The organism is Arthrobacter sp. BF1, from assembly GCF_056680215.1.
The window spans coordinates 2,385,636-2,405,936 of sequence record NZ_CM155271.1 but is presented as its reverse complement, the minus strand read 5'-3'; the positions used below and the strand labels follow the sequence as shown (position 1 = coordinate 2,405,936).

Here is a 20,301-nt window from a genome sequence, read left to right as displayed (position 1 = left end):
TGTCCGACGGGGTCCTAGAGTTCTATACAAGTTACCGAGGTAACGTGTCAGCGATCCTCCGATCCGGAGGGTGTGGGTGCCCCCATGTGGGCCTGACATTTGCTCACGGCAAACTTCGTCCAGGCGTAACAGTCGCGGCTGCGTCCCTGTGAAGTTTTTCCGTGTTCCCCAAACTCAATTCATTGCCTGGCTTACGGTCACATCTGCTGACCGTACGCCGCCAATGGCCCAAAGCCAAGGACGCAAATGTCACCGCCAAGCCTTATCGAAACGCATCCAAATCTTTCCGAGACCGCCCCTGTGGCGCTCTCCTATGAACTGTTCCCGCCACGTTCGCCGGCCGCAGCCGAGTCGCTCTGGACCACCATCCGGGAACTGGAAACCACCGAGCCGGACTATGTCTCCGTCACGTACGGTGCCAGCGGCTCAAACCGGGACACCGCCGTCGAACTCATTAACCGGCTCCTGCTGGAGACCACCCTTCGGCCGCTGGCGCACCTGACCTGCGTGGGCAACACGCCGGACGAACTGGCTGAGATCATCGGGGACCTGCTGGACACCGGGGTGCGCGGCATCCTGGCGCTCCGCGGCGACCGCCCCCAGGACGGCGAGCCGCCCGTGGCCGGGTCACTCCGGTACGCGCAGGACCTGATTGAACTCATCCGCCGGGTTGAACAGCGGCGCTCGGCGCTGCTGTGCGCCGGCAAGATCGCCATTGGTGTGGCGGCCTATCCCACGCGGCATCCCGAGTCTCCCAGTGTGGCGCACGACGTGGAGGTGCTGCTGGCCAAGCAACGCTCCGGCGCGGACTTCGCCATCACGCAGGTCTACTTCCACACCGAGGAGTACGCGGACCTCGTCAGCCGGGCCCGCCGTGCCGGAGTCACCATCCCCATCATCCCGGGCGTTATGCCGCTGACTAGCCTGCGCCGCGTCACCCGGCTTGGCGAACTGGCAGGCGTTCAGCCGGCACCGGAACTCCTGGCCCGTCTGGCCGCCGCAGACACCGACGCCGAGCGGCTCCGGATCGGCGTTCGGGCCACCGTTGACCTCGCCAACGCAGCCCTCGATGCTGGCGCACCGGGCATCCACCTCTACACCTTCAACGAACACGTGAGCGCACTGGAAGTGCTGGACAAACTGGCTCTTCCTCGCCACGTACGGTCAGTTGGCCGCCGCAGCGCAGCTGTACGGTCCAACGCCCCGGCCCGCCAGCTGGTCAGCTGACCGCCCGCACCCCCAAACCACTCTTCGCTCCAACATTCAAGGACTTTCCCATGCCTGAAAACACCACCTCCGCCACTCCGTTCCCGTCCGCTTCCCTCCTGGGCTACCCCCGCATCGGCCGCCGCCGCGAACTCAAGAAGGCCGTCGAAGCCTACTGGGCCGGCAAGATCGACGCCGCAGCGCTGGACGCAGTCGCCAAGGACATCCAACTGACCATCGCCAAGCGGCTGCAGGAGCTGGGCCTCACCGAAGCCGCAGCCGTTCCCGGTACGTTCTCCTACTACGACCAGGTCCTGGACGCCACCGCCCACCTCGGCGCCGTGCCGGCCCGTTTCGGCAACCTCCTCAACGCCGGGGGCCAGCTGGACATTGACGGCTACTTCACCTTGGCCCGCGGCAACAAAGAACAGCAGCCGCTGGAAATGACCAAGTGGTTCGACACCAACTACCACTACCTGGTTCCCGAGATCGGCCCGGAGACCGATTTCAGCCTGACCTCCAACCGCATCGTGGAGGAATTCGAGTTCGCCCTCGCCAACGGCATTGAGACCCGCCCGTACATCGTGGGCCCGGTAACTTATCTGCTGCTCTCGAAGGCATCCGACGACGCCCCGGCCCGCTTCGCCCCGCTGTCCCGCCTCGAGGACGTCCTGCCGGTCTACGTGCGGCTGCTCGAAAAGCTCGCCGCTGCAGGTGCCAGCTGGATCCAGCTCGACGAGCCTGCCCTGGTTGTTGACCAGGACACCCCGGCCGCCGAAATCGAAGCGGCAGTGGCCCGTGCTTACGAGGTGCTTTCCGGTGCGGCCAAGCGTCCGCAGATCCTCGTCTCCACTCCCTACGGCGCCCTCGACGGCCAGCTCGGTACACTGGCTGCCACGAACATCGACGCCCTCCACATCGACGCCTTCAAGGGCGCTGTTCCCTCCGCCGCGGCACTTGCTGCCCTGGGGGACAAGACCCTGGTTGCCGGCGTCGTGGACGGCCACAACATCTGGCGCAACGACCTCGCCGTGTCTGCTGCCAAGCTGGGCGAACTGAAGGCCGCCGCCGGAAAGCTCGCAGTCAGCACGTCCACCTCCACCCAGCACGTCCCGCACGACGTCACCGAAGAAGGCCAGCTCACCGACGAGCTCCGCAGCTGGCTGGCCTTCGCCGACCAGAAAGCCGTCGAGGTCAAGACCCTCGCGTCCTACTTGGCCGATCCTTCCACTGCCAAGGCAGCCATCGATGCGGCTTCGGCCGTCATCGCCGCCCGCGCCACTGCTGTCGGCGTGCGCCGGAACGACGTCCGGGCCCGCACCGGTGCCCTGACCGCCGCCGACTTCAGCCGCTCGGACTACGCCATCCGCGAAGCTGCCCAGGAGCAGGCCCTGCACCTGCCGCCGCTGCCCACCACCACCATCGGCTCTTTCCCGCAGACGTCCGAAATCCGCTCCGCCCGTGCCCGCAACAACAAGGGCGCCCTCACCAATGAGCAGTACGAGCAGCTCATGAAGGACGAGATCAAGCGTGTTGTTGAGCTCCAGGAAGAGCTCGGTTACGACGTCCTGGTCCACGGCGAGCCGGAACGCAATGACATGGTCCAGTACTTCGCCGAGAACCTCGAAGGCTTCGACGTCACGGTCCACGGCTGGGTTCAGTCCTACGGCTCACGCTGCACGCGTCCGTCCATCCTGTGGGGCGACGTCACCCGCAGCGCACCGATCACGGTGGCCTGGGCCGAGTACGCCCAGTCGCTGACCAACAAGCCCATGAAGGGCATGCTCACTGGTCCGGTAACCATTCTGGCCTGGTCTTTCGTCCGCGACGACCAGCCGCTGGGCGAGACCGCCAACCAGGTTGGCCTTGCACTGCGCGACGAAATCGCGGACCTCGAAGCCGCCGGCATCAAGGTCATCCAGGTGGACGAGCCTGCACTGCGCGAACTGTTGCCCCTGCGCAAGGCGGACCACGCGGCGTACCTGAAGTGGTCCGTGGACTCCTTCCGCCTGGCCACCGCCGGGGCTGCCGACGCCACGCAGATCCACACCCACCTCTGCTACTCGGAGTTCGGCGTAATCATCGATGCGATCGACGGCCTCGACGCCGATGTCACGTCCATCGAAGCTGCCCGTTCACGCATGGAGGTTGTCCACGATCTCGAGTCCCACGGTTTCGGCCGCGGCGTCGGCCCGGGCGTCTACGACATCCACTCGCCGCGCGTTCCGGGCGAAGCCGAAGTCACCGAACTGCTGGCCACCGCCGTCAAGCACGTCCCGTCCCGCCAGCTTTGGGTCAACCCGGACTGCGGCCTGAAGACCCGCGGCTACGTCGAGACGGAACAGTCCCTGCGGAACCTGGTCAAGGCCACCAAGACGGTCCGCGCCAGCCTGCTGGCAGCAGCCGAGTAAGGGCCTCAGCCAACCGCTGAGTCACGTGCGACGGCGGCCGGTCACCGGGAAGGTGACCCGCCGCCGTCGCGCTTAAACCCATCGCGCGGTTCACTTCGACGCCTTCATCCGCAGGGCACTGACGAGTAACCAGACGGTCCAGGCGATAGTCGCCACAATCCCGATCAGGGTGGGCCACCTGTTCGCGGCCACGAAGCCTTCGGCTCCGATGATCCAGCCCTGAGCCACGTATGCCACTCCGGACAGCACCATGAGATAACCGATGACCCGGGACACCTGGCGCGTGGCCGCCACAACGATTCCGAAAAGTACCAAGGCCGTTCCCAGCAGGAAACTCTGGTAGCTCCGCATGCCCCACTCCAGCCAGCGGATGCCTTCGGCGGTGGCAAAACGCATTGCCTTCTCGGGTTCGGCGGCGGCCGCCCAGGCGTCGACGGCGTGCTTGAGGGCGACACCGTCCACGGCTTGGAGCGCGCCGTAAAGAGCGAGGGCAATGGCGGCGGACAGGGCTCCGAACCGGGCAGTCACGGCGCGGAGGCCCGGCCGGAGAATGAGGGCGGGCAGCAGGACAAACAACCCGCCCGTTAGCAGCGCCATGCCCACAAACTGGGCCAAGTGCACAAAAGTCCAGATCCCGCTGGCGGCATACGCAGCGAAGGAGGCAACGTGATCGTTGGCATCCTCTGATTCAGCATGGAACAGGCCGGCCGCCAGTGAAACCACCACGCCCGCAACCAGCAGCCACGCTGCCAGCCGCCACCTTCTGCGCTTGTCCATGATCCATGGTGGAAGCGTGTCAGCGGAGTTGGCTAGTGCTAAAAGCCCCTAATGAACAGTGTCAGGACTCCCAGACGATTTCGTCGTCCACTACGCCGTCTTCATCGGCCGAAGCCACCAGCACCTCATCGGTGAAGTGGGCACCGAGGGTGAAGTCCAGGACAAAGTAGCGTTCGGGCTGGCCGGGGAAGATGCCAACGTGGCCGAGCTTGAGGGCTTTGAGGAAGACGTCATTGGTGAGCTGGCTGCGTTCCTCGACGCCAAAGATCTTCTGCAGCTGCTCGGTCTTGAGGGCGCTGCAGTGGAAGTTAAGGTATTCCTGCGGGCTGGTGCCTTCCTGCCCCAGCTCCTCGGCGATCATCTCCCGGACTTCGTCCACAAGCTCCGGGAGGAAGCGGAGCCGGTAGTCCACCTTGTGCATGGCTGCTTCGTCGAAGTGGTCGTGGGCGTTGATGTTCAGGTCGAGTTCCAAGGTATGGCCACCGAGCTCATGTCTGGTAGCGACGTTGTGGTCCCTGCCGTGGTTGAGCTCGATTTCTCCAAAGTGCTGGCTCGCTACCCTGTTCATACCTTCAACATAGACCCCAAGCGCCGTGCATTCCAGCGTTCGGAGCTATTTCCCCGCAGTCCCCAGCCCCGCCAGCGTCTCGGCGAGCAGGTCCACAAACAGCTGCACGCGGGCGGTCTTTTTCTCGTTGATGAGCAGGGCGAAGACGTTCCGGGCCAGCCGGATCTCCGGCACGTCCAGGACCACGACGCCGGCGGGCCGGTGCCGCAGCGCCAGCTCCGGTACCAGCGCGGCACCCAGTCCGGCTGCAGCCATTTCCAGACTGGCATGGAAATCGTCGCTGCGCGCCACCACACGCGGGTGCAGGTTGCAGCTGGCAAAGAGCCGGTCGATCACCACGGCGTCCGGACTGCCGGGGTGGTGCATGATCCACGGCAGTTCGGACAGATGGTCTGCGGCCACCTTCGCGTCGGCCCCGAACCCCCAGCCGGCCGGAAGCACCACGCGGAAGTTGTCATCACCGATCCACTGCCGGTTGAGGGTGTGCGGCCACGCCAGCCCGGACTGGCCCACCTGAAAGACCAGCGCCACATCCAGTTCACCGCCGGAGCGCAGTCCCTGGATGGTCTGCGACGGCTCGGCAACGGACACCCTGAGATCAATGCCCAGGTCCTTCCACGCCGGGTTCTTCAGGATGCGCGGCAGGACGTAGGTGGCGAGGCTGGGGAAGATGCCCAGCCGGAGCTCCTGGCTGGCGCTGTCATGGGTTTTAGCGGCGGCAGCCATCAGGGCCTCGATGTCGGTCAGCACTTTCGCGGCGTGCCGGGTCATCACCAGCGCGGCCTCGGTGGGAACCACACTGCGGGCCGAGCGCTGGAAGAGGATTACTCCCGCCTCACGTTCCAGGGCGGACATCTGCTGGGAGACCGCCGACGCCGTATAGCCCAGGCGTGCCGCAGCCGCAGCAAACGAACCCAGCCGGGTAACCTCAAGCAGCGTCTTCAGATGTACGGGATTGACCACCAGCCCACACTACTGCTGCCGCTCGCTGACAAAAAAGTTCCGGCCCATCAACCCATCCAGCAAACCCGCCGTTCCGAATAGCCCTTGACTATCCAACGGCAAATGTTCAGCAGAGGAGCAAAATTGTCACTGACCCCAGCACCGAGGGGAGGCGCGGGCAGGCGCGTCGCCGTCGTGGGCAGCGGAGTGGCCGGCCTGACGGCCGCCTATATTCTGAACCGGCATGACCAGGTCACGCTCTTCGAAGCGGACAGCAGGCTGGGCGGTCATGCGCACACGCACAGCGTCCCGCAACCGGACGGCTCCTCTTTTGGCATCGACACGGGGTTCATCGTCCACAACGAGCGGACCTACCCCACCCTGTTGCGGCTGTTTGCGGAGTTGGGCGTCAAGACCCAGAATTCTGAAATGAGCATGTCCATCCGATGCGACGGCTGCGGCCTGGAATACGCCGGGGCGCGCGACGGCGGGAAGGGGATCATCGCCCGGCCGTCCAGCCTGCTGCGCGGCCGTTACCTGCTGATGCTGGCGGAGATCATGCGCTTCTATCGGCGGGCGCGGGCACTGATCGATGCGGGGACAGCGTCCGACGGCGGACCCGGAACCGGCGGCGCCGAGCTCACCCTCGGCGAATTCCTCGCCAGGGAGCGCTTCAGCCCCTACTTCATCTCCCACTTCATGACACCAGTGGTGAGTGCAGTCTGGTCCTGCGACCCCACAACCGCGCTGTCCTATCCGGCGAGGTACCTCTTCACTTTCCTGGGCCACCACGGCCTGCTGGGCGTCAAGGGTTCGCCGCAGTGGCGGACGGTCACCGGCGGTTCGGGCCAATATGTGGAAAAGCTTGCCGCCACGCTCCCGGACATCCGGCTCAACAGCCCTGTCACCGCCATCCGGCGCCACGCCCTCGGCGTCGAAGTGGACACCGCCGAAGGGATCGAAGACTTCGAGGCAGTAGTCATCGCCACCCACCCGGCCCAGGCCCTCGGCTTCCTGGCCGATCCAACCCCGGCTGAAAAGGAAGCGCTCGGTGCGATGCCCTACTCGGTCAACCAGACGGTCTTCCACCGTGACCCGGCCGTTCTTCCCGCAGCGGACAACGCCCGCGCATCGTGGAACTACCGGCTCCCTGGCTGCGATGCCCGGCCGGACAAGGTCCTGGTCAGCTACGATCTCACCCGGCTCCAGCGCCTGCAGCCGGCGGATGGCCGGCCCTACCTGGTGAGCCTGGGGGAGTCGGAACTGATCGGGGAGGAAAGCGTGCTGGAGCGGATGGTCTACGAGCACCCGCAATACACCCCGGAGTCCCTGCGGGCGCAGCAGCAGATTGCGGCCCTGAGTGACGACCGGATCGCCTACGCCGGCGCCTATCTGGGCTGGGGTTTCCACGAGGACGGGGCACTGTCCGGCGTCCGTGCCGCCGCCAGCCTGGGGCGCACCTGGGACAAGCCCGGTGTGGATGCTCCGGGGATGGCAGGCGAGCCGGAGCTGATGGCAGCATCGGAGGGCGCATGAGCCCAACGGCAGCCATCTACCGCACGTCCATCTCCCACGTTCGGCAGACCCCGCTGAAAAATGCGTTCACCTACCGGAGTTACAGCTGGTTCGTGGACGTGGACCGGCTGCCTACCCTGCCCCGGATCCTGCAGCCGCTGGCAGTCTTCCGGGCCGCCGACCATTTGGGCGATCCCGCGGCCACCATCCGCAGCAATGTGGAAGGTTTCCTGCGTACGCGGGGGATAGAGCCCGACGGCGGACCCATCCGGATGCTGACCAGCGCCCGAGTCTTCGGCCATGTTTTTAACCCCCTCACCCTTTTCTGGTGCTACCGGGCGTCCGGAGAGCTGCAGTGCGTTATCGCCGAGGTCCACAACACCTATGGCCAACGCCACTGCTACCTCCTGGAAACGGACGCTGCCGGCCGGGCCAGCGTCCCCAAGGCGTTCTACGTTTCACCGTTCAACGATGTTGACGGGCAGTACCGGATGAAGGTGCCTGCGCCAGGGGAACGGCTGTCCGTAGCCATCGTCCTGGCGCGGGAGGGGCACCGGCCCTTCGTCGCCACCATGGACGGGGACCGGCGGCCGGCCACCATAGGGAACATCCTGGCAGCGGCCGTCGCCGTCCCGGCCGCGCCGCTGCTGGTATCCGCATTAATCCGTTTTCAGGGCGTTAAACTCTGGGCAAGGCGCCTGCCCGTCGTCAAAAGGCCACACCACCCCTCACAGGAGGCAGTTCAATGACAATGACCGACGAGAACGGAACGGCCGCCGCGCAGGTTCCCGCCGCCAAGTCCGCGCGGCAGCCCCTTAGCGGGCACACCACTGCAGGGAACAACGCCGCCGGGGTACCGGCGTCGCCCGCCACCATCGATCCGGAGGTTTGGCCCGGTGTTGCGCACGCGCCGTCGGGCACTAAAGCCGTTGTAGCGGGCAAGGCCGCAGGCCTGCTTTTCAAGGCAGCCGTCCGCCGGTTGCCCCTGCAGGTAGCGTACCCGGACGGTTCAGTCCTGGGCACCGGCGGCCCCGACGCTCCCGTCATGACTTTGCTGAGGCCCGAGGCGTTCGAGCGGCGCATCGGTGACAACGGCCTGATCGGGCTCGGCGAGTCATTCATGGCGGGGGACTGGGAGGCGTCGGATCTGGCGGGTGTGCTGGAGGTCTTCGCGGGCTCCGTGGGCACGCTGATTCCCAAGCCGCTGCAGACACTGCGGACCCTGTACCTGCCCCGGACCCCGCGGCACGAACTCAACGAAGAGCAGAACACGCGCAGCAACATCTCACGGCACTACGATCTGTCCAACGAGCTGTTCTCGAACTTCCTGGACACCACCATGAGCTACTCCTCGGCGCTGTTCCCGCGGAGCGAGGATGCGCTGGACTCGGTTCCCTGGGACGATTTGGCGGAAGCGCAACAGGCGAAGATCGACAGGCTGCTGGATAAGGCCGGCGTCGGATCCGGCACCAGGCTGCTGGAGATCGGTACCGGGTGGGGCGAACTGGCGCTCCGGGCCGCTGCCCGCGGCGCCACGGTCTACAGCGTGACGCTTTCCAGCGAACAGCGGGACCTTGCGCAGGAGCGGATCGCGGCCGCAGGCTTCGCGGATCAGGTGACGGTGGCGCTGCAGGACTACCGGGCGGTGGAAGGCGAGTACGACGCCATCGTCTCAGTGGAAATGATCGAGGCGGTTGGCTATGAATACTGGCCCATCTACTTTCAGACCATCGACCGGGTGTTGGCCCCCGGCGGAAAGGTGGCCATCCAGGCCATCACCATGCCGCACGGCCGCATGCTGGCCACGCGCAATGCGTACACCTGGGTGCACAAGTACATCTTCCCAGGCGGGTTCCTGCCCTCCGTCCGTGCCATCGAAGGCGTGACCCAGCAGCACACCACGCTCCGGGTCCGCGAGCGGATGGGCATGGGTGATCACTACGCGGCGACCTTGCGGCTCTGGGAGGAGCGGTTCATCGCCCGCTCACAGGAGGTGGGGGAGCTGGGGTTCGACGCCGTGTTCCAGCGGATGTGGCTGTTCTACCTGTGCTACTCCCGGGCCGGTTTTCAGTCGGGCTATCTGGACGTCCAGCAGATTGTCCTGGACCGCCGGGAGGCGCAGCTGTAGCAACGGCACCGTCCAGCGGCGCGTCTCAAGCGGCCCGCCTCAAGCCCGGGCGTGGAGGAGCCTCTCCAAGCACTCTTCCCCCAGCGAAAGTCCGATGTGGAAAAGGTCCGGGTGACCGTGCGGTGATCCTTCCTTCGATTTTTCCTGCGGTTTAGCTTGGTGGGGCCAGTGGGGTGGTTCCCAGTCCTGGTGTTCGCTCTTGTAGTGCCTGCCCGAGGGTGAGATCCAGCCGGGTGGTTCGTTTTTGGTGGCCGGGGTGGGTTTCCAGGAGCTGGTATGTCTGAGGCGGTGGTGTTTGGGGCAGGGCTGGCCCAGATTTGCTATGCCGGTGGTTCCGCCCTTGTGCCAGGCGAGGAGGTGGTCCGCTTCGTTGTCCAGGGACTGGTTGGAGCAGCCTGGGAACGGGCACTTGCCGTCGCGCAGCCGCAGCCATTGCCGCATGGCTTTGGTGAGCCGGTAGCTGGTGCGGCCGATTTCCAGCGGCGCCCCGTCCCTGGGGTCAATCAGGACCCGGTAGAACGAATCGGCGCCGTTCGCTACGAGGTCCCGGGCCATCGACGCCGGGATGGGGCCGTACCCGTCCAGCGTCGCCGGTTCCTCGGTGGCGCCGAGCAGGGAAAACACCGGGACCGTCACCAGCACCTGGGCCCGCGGCGGCGGGACCTGCCCCGGACCGTATTCCGCCAGGTCGCCGTGGCTGATGGTATTACCACTGTCTGCCGGGTGCCCGCTGCTGCCTTGGTTGCCGCCTCGAAGGAGGGCGGCGGCGAAGGCGTCGGTACGGAGCTGGGTGAGGGTGCGGGACTCGTCCGGGCCCTGCAGGCCGCGGGCCACGGCGGTGGTCCGGTTCCAGATGGCTGCTGCCTGGTCCGCGGGGAGGTAGGCCGTGAGCCAGGCCATCCCGTCCTGGTCCGGGCAGTACTCCACGCGACGGTCCAGGACGCCTTTGGCGTGGCGCTTTTCGATGCTCTCGGTGTGGTGGCGTTCGCGCCAGGTGCGGGCCCGGTGACGGAACCGGGATGCTGGCATTTCGCCGGCGGGGCAACCGCTGGCTGAGCCCGGCGTGTCCGGGTCCAGGAAGTGGGCCTCCAGGGCTGCGGCCCCGGCCCGGTCAAGGGTGGCGGCTTCGTCCGCCATGACCCGGGCGTGCTGCCAGGAGATGGTTCCGGACTGCAGGGCGGCCAGGGTCAGCGGCAATCTATTGGTCAGGGCGTGGGAAACGGCCAGGAACGAACCCGCCGCCCGCTCACCGATGGTCAGGGCGCACCCAACCTCCGCGGCGACTGCCATCTCCTGGGCCTGCACCGAAGCGTCCGGCGGGGCCTCGGCCTGGGCAGTGTCCGCGTATGTCACGGCAGTTAGCGCTTTCAACCCGGCCATCTGCGCATCCGCTGCCGCGGCCCCGGTCAGGATATCCAGGCAATCCTCGGACAATTCCTGCAACGGATCGCCCTCCGGAGAAAGACCACCGGAACCGGGTTCGTTCACCACGCCGGTGAGCACAGAAACGGCCGCGGTGATGTCCGCAAACGCCTTCGCCACCACCGGATTTCTCATGCCTTCATCATGCAGCGAGGGTCTGACATTCAAGCGGGACAGCAGTTGAAGTCCCGCTCATCCGTCTGCGCACCGGTAGGATTCTTGCGGCGCGCAGGTACGCTCGCAGACTCCGGCACACTCCAGCGGCAAGGACTGATGATGAAGAGGACCACACGGAAGGCGCCCGACGGCGGGACCGGGCAGGGTGTCGCAGCGCAACCGGGGCGGCCTTGGAGTGATCGCCCGTGGACGAGTTCCTACGGGCCGGGTGTCCCGGCAGACATGATGCTCCCGAAGGGTTCGCTCGTGGACCTGTTGGACCAGTCCGTGCGCCGCTACGGTTCCAAGACCGCCTTGGAGTTCTTCGGCGCCGGCACCAGCTACCGTGAGCTCGGAAAACTGATCAGCCGGGCCGCTGCCGGCTTGAAGAAACTGGGCGTCAAAGCGGGCGACAGGGTGGCCCTGGTGATGCCGAACTGCCCGCAGCATGTCGTCGCCTTCCACGCCGTGCTGCGTCTGGGCGCGGTGGTGGTCGAACACAACCCGCTCTACACGGACCGCGAGCTGCGCCACCTGTTCGAGGACCATGGGGCCGCCGTCGCGATCGTTTGGGACAAGGCGGTGGAGCGGGTCCGTCAGCTGCCGGCCGACGTCGGGCTCCGCACTATCGTCTCGGTGGAACTGATCCCCGCGATGCCGCTGCCGCAGCGCCTGGCGCTGCGGCTTCCGGTGCCCGCCGCACGCAAGGCCCGTGCCGCCCTCACCGTCGGCAGGGGCGAGCCGAAAGGTAGGCCAGCGCCCGTTCTTCGCCCGGTGCTGCCGTGGCGGCAGCTCCTCGAAGCCGGGGAGCTCAAGAAGAAACATCCGCGTCCCGCTGCCCAGGACCTTGCCGTCCTCCAGTACACGTCCGGCACAACCGGCTTGCCCAAGGGCGCCATGCTCACCCACGCCAATCTGCAGGCCAACGCCGCGCAGGGGCGGGCCTGGGTGCCCGGGCTGAAGGAGGGCAGGGAGACCGTCTATGCGGTGTTGCCGATGTTCCATGCCTATGGCCTCACCCTGTGCATGACGTTCGCCCTCAGCATCGGCGCGAAGCTGGTCCTGTTCCCCAAGTTCGACGTGGACCTCGTCTTGAAGGCGCTCAAGAGATCCCCTGCCACCTTCCTTCCCGCTGTACCGCCGATCTATGACCGCATTGCCGCCACGGCGTCTGAACGCGGCATGGGGCTGGAAAGCATCCGCTTCTCCATCTCCGGGGCCATGAACCTCCCCACAACGACGGTGGACACTTGGGAAAAAGCGACCGGCGGCTACCTCATTGAAGGCTACGGGCTGACCGAAACTTCCCCCATCGCCATCGGCAACCCCTTCGGACCGAGCCGGAAGCCCGGCACCGTGGGCGTGCCGTTCCCGCTGACGGACATCCGGGTGGTGGACCCGAAGAACGTGGCCCTGGACCGCGCCCCGGGGGAGGAAGGGGAGCTCCTGATCCGCGGCCCGCAGGTGTTTTCCGGCTACTGGAACCGGCCGGAGGAGACTGAGGATGCCCTGCTCGACGGCGGCTGGTTCCGCACCGGCGACATCGTTTCGGTAGATAACGACTACTTCGTCACCATCCGGGACCGGATCAAGGAACTGATCATCACCGGGGGCTTCAACGTCTCGCCCAGTGAGGTGGAGGACGTCATCGAGACCTTCCCCGGCATTTCGGAAGTCTCCGTGGTGGGGTTGCCCCGGCCCGGCGGGGGTGAGGACGTGGTGGCCGCCGTGGTTCCGATCCCTGGTTCGACCATCGACCCCGATGCGCTGCTGGCCTTTGCCCGGGAGCAGCTGACTGCCTACAAGGTGCCGCGCCGCGTGGTGGTGCTCGACACCCTGCCGCGTTCGCTCATCGGCAAGGTCCTGCGCCGGGAGATCCGGGACAACCTCGTGGCGCGGGATTGAACCGGCGGACTACTTTGACCGGGCGCCCGATGGGTTGAGCCGCGCAATTGCCGTGGAGAGGAATGTGGCAAATCCACACCACGCTGCGTAGGGTGCAAGGGAAATCCCTGCGGCGCGGTTCAGTTTGTACGTCCGCCGCACCAGGTCCGCGCTGCTCGCCGCGAGTACGGCGCACTCCGCCGCGGCCAGCCACGGCCGGCGGGAGCGCCAAAATAGCCAGCTCCACGTCGCGTTGAGAATGAGGTTCACAGCCAGGGCACCCTGATAGGCCTGGATCTGTTGCCGGTTTTCCCCGGTGTCTGGAGTGCCGCTCGCATCATGGCTGTCCAGGGCGACGGCGGAACTCACGGCGAGGTCCGCGTAGAGTGCCGTCCACACAACGGGAAAGACAATGGCGGGCGGCTGCCAGTCCGGCTTGCGCAGCGTCCGGTACCAGCCGCTGTCCGGATCCGTCGCCACCGCTCCGGCTGCTGCGGTAGCGGCCGTTGCGGCCGCAGTCCACGCCAATGTCAATAGCTTCATCGCCTGTCCTCTTTCTTATTGCAGTCGCCGTACCCCGGTTCAAACGTTGCCTACAAACCCGATGGTACGGTCCTGGCCCTCCATTGTCCGGTGTCTTGTGCCACTACATGTAGTGGTCCGGGACGCTTTCCGGAACCCCCGCCACCAGGCGCGACACGCCGTCCAGCAAGCGACACGCGGGCCGTTAAATGTGGCTAAGTACTCCACAGGGTGTGGATGAACTACGCAAAAAACGCTGGAATCCGGGACATTTTGAAGCCCTCGCCTGTGGATTAAAAGTGCATTAAATGACATACTTGTAATACATCATCTTGGGGTTCCGAAGAGCCGTCTGCACTACATGTAGTATCGACGTACAGCTTGGGCGGGACAAAGACGAGCGAAGATTTCGATAAAGGGGACAGGGACTATGACCGTTACGGTTTACACCAAGCCTGCGTGTGTGCAGTGCAACGCAACGTACCGAGCACTGGACAAAAAAGGCATCGCCTACCAGAGCGTTGACATCTCTCAGGACGCCGATGCGCTCGAGCGACTGAAGGCACTTGGCTACATGCAGGCACCTGTTGTGGTCACCGACCAGGACCACTGGTCAGGCTTCCGCCCGGACAAGATCGAGGAACTGGCCCAGGCTGCCGTTTCCTCCGTGGCTTAGCCTCCACTTCCCGCCAGCCGGCAACCTTTCGAACCCACACATGAGGTGACTCCCGTGGCAGCACTGGCAGAGGCCAGGGCCCAGACGGCCCCGTTGCCGCCTGTCACCACGCAGAGCCGGCTCATCTACTTTTCCTCCACCTCCGAGAACACCAGCCGCTTCGTCATGAAGCTGGGCCGCGACACGGCGCGGATCCCGCTCCAGGCAAAGGATGCGCCCCTTCTGGCTACCCAGCCCTACGTGCTGGTGGTTCCGACTTACGGGGGTACCGGGGGAGAGGGCTCAGTGCCCAAGCAGGTCATCCGCTTCCTGAACAACCCGCAGAACAGGCGGCTGGTCCGCGGGGTCATCGGTGCAGGCAACACAAACTTTGGGGATAACTACTGCATGGCCGCGGACATCATCGCGGCGAAATGTCAGGTTCCCCGGCTTTATCGCTTTGAACTTATGGGCACGCCAGAAGACGTTGCCCGCGTAAACAATGGATTGGACACGTTTTGGACACGACTGTCGCAGACACAGAAGTAACCAGGGCCGACGGCCAGGGCACCCGCGCGAGTGCCGCCGTCGAGAAGCACGGCGTCGACCTCGAGAAGCCCGAGATGCCGGCAGCCTACAAGGGCCTGGGTTACCACGAGCTCAACGCCATGCTGAACCTCTACGGCCCGAACGGGGAGATCCAGTTCGGGGCTGACCGCGAGGCTGCCCACCAGTACTTCCTGCAGCACGTTAACAACAACACCGTCTTTTTCCATGACCTGGAAGAGAAGCTCGACTACCTGGTGAAGAACCAGTACTACGAGCGCGAAACCCTCGACCAGTACACGATGAACTTCATCCGCGAGCTCTACAACCGCGCGTACAAAAAGAAGTTCCGCTTCGAGACGTTCCTGGGCGCGTTCAAGTTCTACACGTCCTACACACTGAAGACGTTCGACGGCAAGCGCTTCCTGGAGCGCTACGAGGACCGCGTCTGCATGGTGGCCCTGCATCTGGCCCGCGGCGACGAGAAGCTCGCGCTGCAGATGGTGGACGAAATCATTGAAGGCCGCTTCCAGCCGGCCACCCCCACGTTCCTGAACGCCGGCAAGAGGCAGCGCGGCGAGCTGGTCTCCTGCTTCCTGCTCCGCATCGAAGACAACATGGAGTCGATCGGCCGCTCCATCAACTCGGCGCTGCAGCTGTCCAAGCGCGGCGGCGGTGTGGCGTTCGCGCTGACCAACATCCGCGAAGTGGGCGCGCCCATCAAGCAGATCGAGAACCAGTCCTCCGGCGTCATCCCCGTGATGAAGCTCCTCGAGGACAGCTTCTCCTACGCCAACCAGCTCGGTGCCCGCCAGGGTGCCGGTGCCGTGTACCTGCACGCGCACCACCCTGACATCTACCGCTTCCTGGACACCAAGCGCGAGAACGCGGATGAGAAAATCCGCATCAAGACCCTCTCGCTGGGCGTTGTCATCCCGGATATCACGTTCGAGCTGGCCAAGAAGGACGAGGACATGTACCTGTTCTCGCCGTACGACGTCGAAAAGGTTTACGGCATGCCGTTCTCCGACGTCTCGGTCACCGAGAAGTACTACGAGATGGTGGACGATTCCCGGATCAAGAAGACCAAGATCAAGGCGCGTGAGTTCTTCCAGACCCTCGCCGAGATCCAGTTCGAATCCGGCTACCCGTACATCATGTTCGAGGACACCGTAAACCGGGAAAACCCGATTGACGGCAAGATCATCATGTCCAACCTGTGCTCGGAGATCCTCCAGGTTTCGCAGCCCACCACGTACCACGATGACCTGTCCTACGACCAGACCGGCAAGGACATCTCCTGCAACCTGGGCTCGCTGAACATTGCCAAGACCATGGACAGCCCGGACTTCGGCCTGACCATCGAGACGGCCATCCGGTCCCTCTCGGCAGTCTCTGACATGTCCAACATCACCTCGGTGCCGTCCATCGCCCGCGGCAACGACCAGAGCCACGCCATTGGCCTCGGCCAGATGAACCTGCACGGCTACCTGGCCCGCGAGCGGGTCCACTACGGTTCCGAAGAGGGCCTGGACTTCACCAACATCTACTTCTACTCGGTGGTGTACCACGCGGTCCGCGCCTCCAACCTGCTGTCCATCCAGACCGGGCAGACCTTCGGCGGCTTCGAGAAGTCCAAGTATGCCTCGGGCGAGTTCTTCGACAAGTACACGGAGCAGGAGTGGGTCCCGCAGACTGAGAAGGTGGCGGAGCTGTTCAAGAACATCCACATCCCCACGCAGGAGGACTGGCGCGAGCTGAAGGCGTCGGTCATGAAGCACGGCATCTACAACCAGAACCTGCAGGCTGTGCCGCCCACCGGCTCGATCTCCTACATCAACAACTCCACCTCCTCGATCCACCCGGTGGCGTCCAAAATTGAGATCCGCAAGGAAGGCAAGCTGGGCCGCGTGTACTACCCGGCGCCGTACCTCACCAACGACAACCTGGAGTACTACCAGGACGCGTACGAGATCGGCTACGAGAAGGTCATCGACACCTACGCCGCCGCCACCCAGCACGTCGACCAGGGCCTGTCCCTGACGCTGTTCTTCAAGGACACCGCCACCACGCGCGACATCAACAAGGCTCAGATCTATGCCTGGAAGAAGGGCATCAAGACCATCTACTACATCCGTCTCCGCCAGCTCGCGCTGGAAGGGACCGAGGTGGACGGCTGCGTCAGCTGCATGCTTTAATCTTCAACTAAATCGTGACAGTACGACGGCGGGCGCCCGCCCGCCGTCGTACGCTTAACTTCAAAGAACAACCCAACTTTTAGGGGATGACATGACCGAGAAGGTCAAGCTGCTTAGCCACGTCGAAGCGATCAACTGGAACCGGATCCAGGACGATAAGGACGTAGACGTCTGGAACCGCCTGGTCAACAACTTCTGGCTGCCGGAGAAGATTCCGCTGTCCAACGACGTGCAGTCGTGGGCAACGCTGACCCCGGACGAGCAGCAGCTCACCATGCGCGTGTTCACTGGCCTGACCCTGCTGGACACCATCCAGGGCACCGTCGGTGCCGTCTCGCTGATTCCGGATGCGATCACCCCCCACGAGGAAGCCGTGTACACGAACATTGCGTTCATGGAGTCCGTACACGCCAAGAGCTACTCCTCGATCTTCTCCACGCTGGCCTCCACCAAGGAGATCGACGAGGCATTCCGCTGGTCCACCGAGAACGTGAACCTTCAGAAGAAGGCCCAGATCGTTATGGACTACTACCAGGGCGACGATCCCCTGAAGCGCAAGGTGGCCTCCACGCTGCTGGAGTCCTTCCTGTTCTACTCCGGTTTCTACCTGCCCATGTACTGGTCCTCACGGGCCAAGCTGACGAACACGGCTGACCTGATCCGCCTGATCATCCGCGATGAGGCCGTGCACGGCTACTACATCGGCTACAAGTTCCAGAAGGGCCTCGAAGGCCTGTCCGAAGAGCGCAAGCAGGAGATCAAGGACTACACCTTCGAGCTGCTCTTCGAGCTGTACGAAAACGAAGTCCAGTACACGCACGACCTCTACGACTCCGTCGGCCTGGCCGAGGACGTCAAGAAGTTCCTGCACTACAACGCCAACAAGGCGCTGATGAACCTGGGCTACGAAGCGATGTTCCCGGCTTCCGTCACCGACGTGAACCCGGCCATCCTCTCGGCGCTGTCCCCGAACGCTGACGAGAACCACGACTTCTTCTCCGGGTCGGGTTCGTCGTACGTGATCGGCAAGGCTGTCAACACTGAGGATGATGACTGGGACTTCTAATTTTTTGTGAGATGTCGACCTAATTGGAAGAATGTACACTTCAGCGTGATGGCCGGCTCAAGGCTGGGGCTATGTCGGGTCGGTCTTCGAGGTGATCGGAGGCGGTGCCCGGTCCGCCGCGCCGCTCGGACCCGACTGCCAGGGTCCAAATGAGGTGGAGAACTTGCCTTGGACCGCGATCGGCGCTTGGATCACAGCATGACTGCACCCGGAAGCGGCCCAGTAGCGCCAGAGGGAATCACCATCGACGCGGCCAAAATCCGCAAGGAGAATGCCAACGCGAGGTTCGCCCAGGGCTTCCTCTGCATCCCTGCCCCGGACTCCGAACGACTATCAGTGCCTGACATCGATAACGCCATCTCCGGAATAGCTGTGACCTTGGCGCCCGATCAGCGCTTCCATGCTGTGGAGGTCAGTGCGGGGATAGCCATTTACGTTTTTCCCGTCGATTCCCCCAAGCACGCGGTGCAGATCGCGGAGAGCATCGCCCAAGCCATCCGACCACTGCGCTTTACCGGCACCATCACCGCCTGCGCAGAAAAGGTTGGGCCTAGGCCGCGAGCAGGCCGCTTCGCCTACGGTGCGGCTATCTGCGCCGTTGACGCAGCCCTGGACAACGACAGGGTTCCGTTGGCCTTTCAAACGATCAAAAACAACTGGGACAACTGGGCAGTTCAAAGTCCTGCCTTCAACGACATCGTTGAGATGTTCGCGGGCTGGGCGAAGACCAACGCCACCGGCCCTATCCTGGCCGGGTTCCAGTTCACGATGTCCCGATGCGAACCGCACCAGATAGCAGAGGTCATCACGCGCTGCTGCGACGACATCGGCTGGGCGGAGCTTCTCTTCCCAGCGGCCAACGGAGACTGGTACGTCCATTTCACGACGGAGGGCTGGATCCTGCCCGGCATAGAAGTAAAAGCTGGGACAACAAACGCCTTGGAGTCGCTGACGCGTCTCCTGGAAGATATGGCACCTCTGTACGACTATGCGGCAGTGTCCCGGGTTCATTTCGGGCTCATCACTCCGGTGAGCGTGATCGACCAGCGGGGGTTTACATCCCCGGGCCAAAACGAACTGTCGGCCGACCATGCCGTCATGAAAAGATCGGTTCCAGGGATCTTCGGTGTGCAGGTCCTCGGGCCGGGACACGCTGATCTGCAGCCGGCAGGTTCGTGGCATGTCCGACCACTGAGCTCTGGCCGGCGAATGTTCACCGCCCCGGACCCGGAGCAGTGGTGGTCAAGGCTGGAGAACTTCCCGGCAGAGGGCTTTGAAGCTCTGCGGGAAGCCAACAAAGACCTGTTGGGGAGGTGGGGGTGACAAGCCGGGCGCTGGCGCCCGCCGTCGCCGCACACATAAGATGCGAATCTATCACCGATAGAAAGACCCCCGTGAAGCAGAGTATTTTCGCCCGCGTTGCCCAGCTGGCTAAGGCCAACCTCAACGCCCTCCTGGACTCCGCCGAAGACCCGCAGAAGATGCTCGACCAGATGGTCCGGGACTACTCGGAGAACATCCGCGAAGCCGAGGCCGCCGTCGCACAGACCATCGGCAACCTCCGTGTGGCCGAGGACGAGCACAAGCGCAACCTCGCCGACTCCGACGAATGGGGCCGCAAGGCACTGGCCGCGTCCAAGAAGGGCGACGAATTCCGGTCCGCAGGCAACAACGCTGACGCGCAGAAGTTCGACAACCTCGACAAGCTCGCTCTCCAGCGGCAGATGGCCGCCGAAAAGCTCGTCACCGGCGCCGCACCCGGGCTGGCCGCCCAGAACGAAGTGGTCGACAAGCTCAAGGGCGGCCTGGACCAGATGAAGGGCAAACTGCACGAGCTCACCGCCAAGCGCAACCAACTGGTAGCCCGGTCCCGGATGGCAGCCACACAGTCCCAGGTCATCGACGCCCTCAAGACCCTGGACGCCGGAGACCCGACCAGCGCCATCGGCCGCTACGAGGAGAACATCCGCCGCCAGGAAGCCACCGTCCGCGGCCAGCAGGAACTCGCCGCCTCGTCCCTGGAAGCCCAGTTCGCCTCCCTGGAAGACCTCGGAGAGCAGACCGAAGCGGAAGCACGCCTCGCCGCCCTCAAGTCCATGGACCGGAAGGCCATCGACTACTAAGGCGCCGCGCGTACACAGGATGTCCGGGTGACTGCCGACCGCATCCAGATTCGGGCGCTTCTCAGGTCTGGGAGTCAGGGGTCGAGTAGCTCCTCTGGGCGGACCACCAACCGTAGTCAGACCGGCGCCCTTGTCAACACGCGCACTACCGGCACACCCAGCGCCGAGGTAGCCTTTTGCTA

At 64.5% G+C, this 20,301-nt stretch carries 17 protein-coding genes; 12 read left to right on the top strand and 5 right to left on the bottom strand.

The genetic code is table 11. From position 1 onward, the window contains the following. Nucleotides 1-246: 246 nt before the first annotated feature. The gene (locus AC1MCD_RS11280) at nt 247-1,227 is read left to right on the top strand and encodes a methylenetetrahydrofolate reductase (protein WP_498671969.1); all 981 of its coding nucleotides are present in this window, start codon (nt 247-249) and stop codon (nt 1,225-1,227) included. Nucleotides 1,228-1,277: 50 nt separating this feature from the next. Further along, complete coding sequence (metE, locus tag AC1MCD_RS11275) at nt 1,278-3,617, top strand: 5-methyltetrahydropteroyltriglutamate--homocysteine S-methyltransferase (RefSeq protein ID WP_498671967.1); 2,340 nt, start codon at nt 1,278-1,280, stop codon at nt 3,615-3,617. 90 nt (nt 3,618-3,707) lie between these two features. Here metE and AC1MCD_RS11270 read toward each other — a convergent pair whose 3' ends face one another. From AC1MCD_RS11270 to AC1MCD_RS11260, 3 genes are all read right to left on the bottom strand, one after another. Continuing rightward, nucleotides 3,708-4,394 (bottom strand): DUF4386 family protein, encoded by a 687-nt coding sequence (locus AC1MCD_RS11270; protein ID WP_498671965.1) that lies wholly within the window; start codon nt 4,392-4,394, stop codon nt 3,708-3,710. Between the two features lie 61 nt (nt 4,395-4,455). Next, nucleotides 4,456-4,962, bottom strand: coding sequence for a DUF2004 domain-containing protein (locus AC1MCD_RS11265; protein ID WP_498671964.1), 507 nt, complete (start codon nt 4,960-4,962; stop codon nt 4,456-4,458). A 45-nt stretch (nt 4,963-5,007) separates the two neighbouring features. Continuing rightward, complete coding sequence (locus AC1MCD_RS11260) at nt 5,008-5,925, bottom strand: LysR family transcriptional regulator (protein WP_498671962.1); 918 nt, start codon at nt 5,923-5,925, stop codon at nt 5,008-5,010. A gap of 123 nt (nt 5,926-6,048) precedes the next feature. On the opposite strand from AC1MCD_RS11260, the gene AC1MCD_RS11255 reads away from it, so the two are divergent. Genes AC1MCD_RS11255 through AC1MCD_RS11245 form a run of 3 tightly spaced genes read left to right on the top strand, consistent with a single transcriptional unit; the run spans nt 6,049 to nt 9,547 of the window. After that, a complete protein-coding gene (locus AC1MCD_RS11255; RefSeq protein WP_498671960.1) occupies nt 6,049-7,440 on the top strand; it encodes an NAD(P)/FAD-dependent oxidoreductase in 1,392 nt (463 codons plus the stop codon). After that, on the top strand, nt 7,437-8,168 hold the full coding sequence (locus tag AC1MCD_RS11250) for a DUF1365 domain-containing protein (protein WP_498671958.1): 732 nt from the start codon (nt 7,437-7,439) through the stop codon (nt 8,166-8,168). The genes AC1MCD_RS11255 and AC1MCD_RS11250 overlap by 4 nt, the downstream gene beginning before the upstream one ends. Continuing rightward, nucleotides 8,165-9,547: a class I SAM-dependent methyltransferase gene (locus AC1MCD_RS11245; protein ID WP_498671956.1), complete on the top strand. Its 1,383-nt coding sequence runs from the start codon at nt 8,165-8,167 to the stop codon at nt 9,545-9,547. The genes AC1MCD_RS11250 and AC1MCD_RS11245 overlap by 4 nt, the downstream gene beginning before the upstream one ends. Nucleotides 9,548-9,586: 39 nt before the next feature. On the opposite strand, the gene AC1MCD_RS11240 is transcribed toward AC1MCD_RS11245, so the two are convergent. Next, a complete protein-coding gene (locus AC1MCD_RS11240; protein WP_498671954.1) occupies nt 9,587-11,104 on the bottom strand; it encodes an HNH endonuclease signature motif containing protein in 1,518 nt (505 codons plus the stop codon). Nucleotides 11,105-11,245: 141 nt separating this feature from the next. Here AC1MCD_RS11240 and AC1MCD_RS11235 point away from each other — a divergent pair, with 141 nt between their 5' ends. After that, nucleotides 11,246-13,030 carry a long-chain-fatty-acid--CoA ligase gene (locus tag AC1MCD_RS11235; protein ID WP_498671952.1) on the top strand — a complete coding sequence of 595 codons (1,785 nt, stop codon included), beginning with the start codon at nt 11,246-11,248 and terminating at the stop codon, nt 13,028-13,030. A 9-nt stretch (nt 13,031-13,039) separates the two neighbouring features. On the opposite strand, the gene AC1MCD_RS11230 is transcribed toward AC1MCD_RS11235, so the two are convergent. Further along, nucleotides 13,040-13,552 carry a TspO/MBR family protein gene (locus AC1MCD_RS11230; RefSeq protein ID WP_498671950.1) on the bottom strand — a complete coding sequence of 171 codons (513 nt, stop codon included), beginning with the start codon at nt 13,550-13,552 and terminating at the stop codon, nt 13,040-13,042. Nucleotides 13,553-13,961: 409 nt separating this feature from the next. On the opposite strand from AC1MCD_RS11230, the gene nrdH reads away from it, so the two are divergent. The 6 genes from nrdH to AC1MCD_RS11200 all read left to right on the top strand — a co-directional run bounded on the left by nrdH (nt 13,962) and on the right by AC1MCD_RS11200 (nt 20,119). Continuing rightward, entirely contained in the window at nt 13,962-14,207 is a 246-nt protein-coding gene (gene nrdH / locus AC1MCD_RS11225; RefSeq protein ID WP_190988196.1) for a glutaredoxin-like protein NrdH, read from the top strand. Between the two features lie 54 nt (nt 14,208-14,261). Continuing rightward, nucleotides 14,262-14,735 carry a class Ib ribonucleoside-diphosphate reductase assembly flavoprotein NrdI gene (gene nrdI, locus AC1MCD_RS11220; RefSeq protein WP_498671948.1) on the top strand — a complete coding sequence of 158 codons (474 nt, stop codon included), beginning with the start codon at nt 14,262-14,264 and terminating at the stop codon, nt 14,733-14,735. Nucleotides 14,736-14,809: 74 nt separating this feature from the next. Beyond that, on the top strand, nt 14,810-16,930 hold the full coding sequence (nrdE, locus tag AC1MCD_RS11215) for a class 1b ribonucleoside-diphosphate reductase subunit alpha (RefSeq protein WP_498678298.1): 2,121 nt from the start codon (nt 14,810-14,812) through the stop codon (nt 16,928-16,930). A 91-nt stretch (nt 16,931-17,021) separates the two neighbouring features. Beyond that, a complete protein-coding gene (gene nrdF, locus AC1MCD_RS11210) occupies nt 17,022-17,996 on the top strand; it encodes a class 1b ribonucleoside-diphosphate reductase subunit beta (protein WP_024368367.1) in 975 nt (324 codons plus the stop codon). Between the two features lie 198 nt (nt 17,997-18,194). After that, nucleotides 18,195-19,319, top strand: coding sequence for a hypothetical protein (locus AC1MCD_RS11205; RefSeq protein WP_498671946.1), 1,125 nt, complete (start codon nt 18,195-18,197; stop codon nt 19,317-19,319). Between the two features lie 71 nt (nt 19,320-19,390). After that, complete coding sequence (locus tag AC1MCD_RS11200; RefSeq protein WP_498671945.1) at nt 19,391-20,119, top strand: PspA/IM30 family protein; 729 nt, start codon at nt 19,391-19,393, stop codon at nt 20,117-20,119. Nucleotides 20,120-20,301 lie beyond the last annotated feature (182 nt).